Annotated in this window: 3 protein-coding genes; all 3 read right to left on the bottom strand. The window is 29.7% G+C overall.

Features of this window, described 5'->3' with window-relative positions; genetic code table 11:
- Positions 1-184, bottom strand: a 184-nt coding sequence (locus KKC53_05580) for an ATP-binding cassette domain-containing protein (protein ID MBU2598623.1), incomplete at its 3' end; no start/stop codon positions are given.
- 298 nt (positions 185-482) lie between these two features.
- Entirely contained in the window at positions 483-1,157 is a 675-nt protein-coding gene (locus KKC53_05575; protein MBU2598622.1) for a hypothetical protein, read from the bottom strand.
- A 158-nt stretch (positions 1,158-1,315) separates the two neighbouring features.
- Positions 1,316-2,101, bottom strand: coding sequence for a DeoR/GlpR family DNA-binding transcription regulator (locus KKC53_05570; GenBank protein ID MBU2598621.1), 786 nt, complete (start codon positions 2,099-2,101; stop codon positions 1,316-1,318).
- Positions 2,102-2,306 lie beyond the last annotated feature (205 nt).

Raw genomic sequence — 2,306 nt, 5'->3', positions numbered from 1 at the left:
ATAGGATCTCTCCTGCATCTGGCCGATAGATTCCTGAAATCAAATTAAACAAGGTTGTCTTTCCAGCACCGTTTGGTCCAATGATGGATCTAATCTCACCTTTCTTCACCTTCAGGTCTATGCTATCCAATACAACGTTTCCGCCAAATCTTTTCTTTATCCCTCTGAATTCCAATAATGGCATCGAATTTCCTGATATCATATCTAACATTCCTTTGGTATTATATAAGGTAATAGACCACCAAAAATGCACTTAGTACTTTGACAATTCCCTGATAATATAGTAAATTTCGACCATAAAAAATTGTCCTCACTGCAACAATGAAATATTCTGATAACTTTGTAGTTGTAAATTTATTTAAAAACTGAAGAAAATTCCTTTTAAAAGAACAAAGGCTTCTTCTTATTATAGATGTATTTTGATTGTTAAAGAACAAAGTTAGGGTAACTTTAATGGTTCATTACCTTATATAAAATAGTTATTAGAGTTTTTTACCAAGTTTTTTAAGTACTGCAGCGACGTTTTCCCTATAAGAGCCATTTGGGACAAATTTCTTTTCAAAGAATGCTCCACCTATTGTAAAACCCCAGACTCCCTGCTCAATAGTCTCATTAAGCCGCTCGAAACTGTTTATTGAGCCTGCTGATACAATAGGCAGTTTCACCGCATTTTTAACTGTCTTGACAAGTTCATTTACTTTTGCCAGGTCTATATATCTGTAAGCCAGAAGATCAAAACCGTTTACTCCTTCTACTTCTATTCTCTTTGCATCTTCAGCTATTTCTTCTATTGTCCCATTGAGGATAGAAGGGCGGTTATAGACCTTTCCACAGAAAGGATAATAATTGATCTTTTTGTCTATAACACTCCATATTGAAGGAAAATAAACAGTTCCCATAAGATAATCAAAACCTATGTCTAATGCCATCTGGACGGTACCTATTATTGCCTCTTCCTCGTATTCAACAACTTCAAGAAAAGACTGAAATCCAGCTTTTTGGATTTTATGGTTTAAGATCTTCATTTTTTCAGGTTCCAGCCCAAGCTCTTTATAACCGAAATAGTCAATAGGAAGGTCTTTGACCTGTTCAAAATAATCAATAGCATCAGGGACAGTCATGTCATTATGTGTAAACATAAGGATCAATTTTGGCATCTTTTGACCTTCTCCTTTCAGATCTTTTTTAAGTTTTAATAAATTAATTTTTAAAAGACTAGTTTTAAAAAAACAAAGATCCTTATTTTTCAGGCATTTGTATCCTCCTCTAAACCTTTTAGTATTTTAGATTAATTTAGAGGGTTACATAAAGTTATTTACGTCTCTTCTACATTTCCCAAAATTATCTCTATTTTTTTAGCTTTTAATTTTTCTAAATCATCCTTCTTAATTTTATTATCACATATTAATCTGGTTACTTCATCATAATTTGCCCATGTATAACTATAAGCAGTATTAATCTTTGTGTGGTCGGCTAAAATATTAATTTCAGGAATTTTATCCACTATTTCTCTTTTAATTTTAAACTCACCAATGGCTAAATCTGTGAATCCTTTTTCTATTGAAAATGCTCCACAGGATATAAAAGCTTTATTTATATTTATAGATTTTAAAAAATTATCAATCTCACAATTATAAAAGAAATTTATTTTTTCTAATAATCCACCAGGGCATAAAATTTTAATACTATCTTTTTTAGCTAATTCAATTGAAATAATTGGCGATATTGTCACTACAGTTAAGTAAAAGTTCCTTTCAATTATCTCATTTACTAAATATCCAATTGTTGAACTGCCGTCAAGAAAGATTGTATCGTTATTTTTAATATAATTAATAGCAGTCTTAGCTATTGCTATTTTTAATTCTTTATTTTCCCCTTTTCTTATATAATAAGAAGATTCACTCAAGTTACTATATTCTTTATAAATTACTTCACCTTTTGATAAAAAAAGGTTATTACTCAAATTTTTTATATCTCTATATATAGTCATTTCACTAACGTTTAATAGATTAGATAGTTCTTGTAATCTTAAAAAAGTTTTAGTTTTTACAATTTCAAGTATTCTTTTTCTTCTAGAATCAGGGCTCAATTTTCTATTCAAGTTTACTCCTTCATTAAAAAAAGTTATTTAAATTCAAGATCAAAATTACATCTACTATTATAATATATGGTGTGAACCCCAAAAGTTAGACACAATGTTATCTAAGTTAAACTAACTGACGGACTTCACTTTTTTTCATTTTACTATATTTAATTTTACTTTCAAATTCTTCAGGAGGCATATAACCCAATGAAGAATGTAATCT

It is taken from the genome of Actinomycetota bacterium (genome assembly GCA_018830725.1).
In the GTDB taxonomy this organism is placed as follows: domain Bacteria; phylum Actinomycetota; class Humimicrobiia; order JAHJRV01; family JAHJRV01; genus JAHJRV01.
Note: the sequence above shows the minus strand (reverse complement) of the source record. Positions and strands in the feature narration are given on the sequence as shown.

Bases quoted from the DNA above. Each gene is read 5' to 3' on its own strand.
- KKC53_05575 (MBU2598622.1), bottom strand. From the start codon at position 1,157: ATGCCAAAATTGATCCTTATGTTTACACATAATGACATGACTGTCCCT.